1 protein-coding gene and 3 pseudogenes are annotated in these 3314 nt (G+C 76.2%); 3 read left to right on the top strand and 1 reads right to left on the bottom strand.

Features of this window, described 5'->3' with window-relative positions:
* Window positions 1-22 precede the first annotated feature (22 nt).
* The 3 genes and pseudogenes from ABZW03_RS38915 to ABZW03_RS38905 form a co-directional block, all read left to right on the top strand.
* A pseudogene (locus ABZW03_RS38915) lies at window positions 23-2302 on the top strand (amino acid adenylation domain-containing protein); the annotation flags it as partial.
* 92 nt (window positions 2303-2394) lie between these two features.
* Window positions 2395-2997: a condensation domain-containing protein gene (locus ABZW03_RS38910; protein ID WP_355269317.1), complete on the top strand. Its 603-nt coding sequence runs from the start codon at window positions 2395-2397 to the stop codon at window positions 2995-2997.
* 46 nt (window positions 2998-3043) lie between these two features.
* Window positions 3044-3127 (top strand): annotated as a pseudogene (locus ABZW03_RS38905) (MbtH family NRPS accessory protein); the annotation flags it as partial.
* A gap of 87 nt (window positions 3128-3214) precedes the next feature.
* Here the strand turns inward: ABZW03_RS38905 and ABZW03_RS38900 are convergent.
* Window positions 3215-3314, bottom strand: a pseudogene (locus ABZW03_RS38900) (cell division ATP-binding protein FtsE); the annotation flags it as partial.

Raw genomic sequence — 3314 nt, 5'->3', positions numbered from 1 at the left:
GCTGCCGCGCACCGCCGAGCTGGTGGTGGCCGTCCTCGCCGTCCTCAAGACCGGCGCGGCCTACCTGCCGCTCGACCCCGGGCTGCCCGCCGGCCGCCGCGCCGAACTGCTGCGCGACGCCGCCCCGGTGGCCCTGGTGACCCTGGAGGAGCCGGCCGGCGTCGAGGTCCCCGTCCCCGTCCTGGCCCTGGCCGACCCCGGGGTGCGCGCCGACCTGGCCCGGCGCCCGGCCGGACGGCTCGGGCGCGGACACCGCCCGCTGCCCGACAGCCCCGCCTACGCCATCTTCACCTCCGGCTCCACCGGCCGCCCCAAGGGCGTCGTGGTGCCGCACGCCAACGTGGTGCGGCTGTTCGACGCCACCAGGGAGCTGTTCGGCTTCGGCGCCGAGGACGTCTGGACGCTCTTCCACTCCTACACCTTCGACTTCTCGGTCTGGGAGCTCTGGGGCCCGCTGCTGCACGGCGGCCGGCTCGTGGTGGTGCCCGAGGACACCGCCCGCTCCCCGGAGGACTTCCTGCGGCTGCTCGCCGACGAGCGGGTCACCGTCCTCAACCAGACCCCGTCCGCGTTCCACCAGCTCTCCCGCGCCGACGCCCAACTCCCGGACGTATCCCGCCGGTTGGCGCTGCGCACGGTGGTCTTCGGCGGCGAGGCGCTGGACGTCACCCGGCTCGCCGACTGGTACCGGCGCCACCCCGAGGACGCGCCGCGCCTGGTGAACATGTACGGCATCACCGAGACCACCGTCCACGTCACCCACCAGCCGCTGGACCAGGCGACCGCCACCGCCGGCGGCCCCGGCCCGATCGGCACCGGCCTCGCCGACCTGCGGCTCTACCTGCTCGACGGCGACCTCGCCCCGGTGCCGCCGGGCGCGGTCGGCGAACTGTACGTGGCGGGCGAGGGCCTGGCCCGCGGCTACCTCAACCGGCCCGGCCTGACCGCCACCCGCTTCCTCGCCGACCCGTTCGGTGCCCCCGGCACCCGGATGTACCGCACCGGCGACAAGGCCCGCCGGCAGGTCGACGGCACCCTGCGCTACCTGGGCCGCGCGGACGACCAGGTCAAGATCCGCGGCTACCGGATCGAACCCGGCGAGATCGAGGCCGCCCTGCAGACCCACCCGGGCGTGGGCCTGGCCACCGTCGGCGTCCACCAGGACGCCACCGGCACCCGCCGGCTGGTCGCCCACGTGGTCGGCGAAGGCCCGGCGCAGCCGCCGTCCGCCGCCGAGCTGCGCGCTCACCTCGAACGGCTGCTGCCCGCCTACCTGGTGCCCGCCGCCTACGTCCCGCTGGCCGCCCTGCCGCTCACCCCCAACGGCAAGCTCGACCGGCGGGCCCTGCCCGACCCCGGGGCCGCCCAGGCGGCGGTGGGCCCGGGCCGGGCCCCGGAGACCGAGCTCGAACGCCGGATCGCCCGGATCTGGGCGGACGTCCTCGGCCTGGACGAGGTCGGCGCCGAGGACAACTTCTTCCTGCTCGGCGGCGACTCCGTGCTCAGCATGCAGGTGGTCTCCCGGCTGCGCCGGGACGGCCTGCAGCTGGCCACCCGGGACCTGTTCAGCCACCAGACCGTGGCCCGGCTGGCCACCGTCGTCCGCACCGCCGAGGAGCGCGCCGACGACGGCCCGGTGACCGGGGACGTGCCGCTCACCCCGATCCAGGAGTGGTTCCTGACCACCCCGCGCGCCGCCCACCACCACTTCAACCAGGCCACCCTGCTCGAACTCGCCGCCGACCCCGACCCGGAGGCGCTGCGCGCCGCCCTCGGCGCCCTGCTGGAGCACCACGACGCCCTGCGGATGCGCTTCACCCAGGACGCGGACGGCTGGCACCAGTTCAACCCGCCGCCCGCCCCCGCCGAGGACCTGCTGCTCCGCTACGACCTGAGCGGCCAGGCCGCCGAGGCCGCCGACGAGGCCATGGCCAAGGCCGCCGACGAGCTGCACGCCGGCTTCGACCTGGCCCGCGGCCCGCTGCTGCGCGCCGCCCTGTTCACCGGCCACCCCGAGCACCCGGCCCTGCTGCTCCTGGTCGCCCACCACCTGGTCGTCGACGCCGTCTCCTGGCGGGTGCTGCGCGACGACCTGGAGCGCGCCCACCGGCAGGCCGTCCGGGGTGAGGCGGTCACCCTGGGGGAGCGCGGCACCTCCTTCCGGGACTGGGCGCACCGGCTCGCCGGCCACGTCGCCGAGGGCGGGCTGGACCACGAACTCCCCTACTGGGAGCAGGCGGTGGGCGCCCGCGCGGCCCTTCCCGGCGGCGCCGGCGGCTCCGGCGGCACCGACCGCGACGGCGAGCGCGCGGCCGTCACCGTCGAACTCGACGAGGCGGACACCGAGGCCCTGCTGCGCGCCGCCCCCGCCGCCTACCCACCCGGGTCAACGACGTGCTGCTGGCCGCCCTCGCCCTGGCCCTGGCCCGCTGGAGCGGCCACGAGCGGATCGGCCTGGACCTGGAGGGGCACGGCCGGGAGGACCTGCTGGAGGGCGTCGACCTCTCCCGTACGGTCGGCTGGTTCACCACCGTGTACCCCGTCACCTTCGACGTCCCCGACCCCGCCGACCTCGGCCCGGACCGCGACTGGCGCGCCCTGGTCAAGTCCGTCCGCCGGCAGCTGCGCGCGGTGCCCGGCAACGGCCTGGGCTTCGGCGCCCTGCGCACCTTCGGCCCGCCCGAGGTCTGCGAGCGCCTGGCCGCCGGCGGACACGGCCAGGTGGTCTTCAACTACCTCGGCCAGTGGGACGCCCGGCCCCCGGCCGTCGGCGACGGCCTGGTCCGCGCCGAACTCGGCTCCTTCGGCCAGGACCACGACCCCCGGGACGGCGGCTCCCACCCGCTGGAGGTGGTCGGCGCGGCCCACCACGGCCGCCTCGCCTTCACCTGGCACCACCGGCCCGCCGCCCACCCCACCGAGGCCGTCCGCCGGGCCGCCGAGGAGTTCGCCGCCGCCCTGCGGCAGATCGCCCGGCACGCCCGGGGAAGCCACTGACCGTACCCACCCACCCGATTTCCCAGCGACGACAGAGGAGCACGAGATGGACGAGAACACCCGCTACCAGGTGCTGCGCAACGACGAGGAGCAGTACTCCCTCTGGCCCGCCGACCTGGAGGTACCGGCCGGCTGGCAGCCCGTCGGCACCGAGGGCACCGAGGCCGAGTGCACCGCCTACGTCGACGAGGTCTGGACCGACATGCGCCCGAAGAGCCTGCGCGAGCTCGATGACGCGCTTGCGCATCTGGTCGACGATGGCCTGGTCGTGGGTGGCCATCAGCACCGTGGTGCCGGTGCGGTTGATGCGGTCGAGC

The sequence above is a fragment of the Kitasatospora sp. NPDC004799 genome, assembly GCF_040609095.1.
In the GTDB taxonomy this organism is placed as follows: domain Bacteria; phylum Actinomycetota; class Actinomycetes; order Streptomycetales; family Streptomycetaceae; genus Kitasatospora.
The sequence above is the reverse complement of the archived record's forward strand: the minus strand, read 5'-3'. Positions and strand labels throughout refer to the sequence as shown.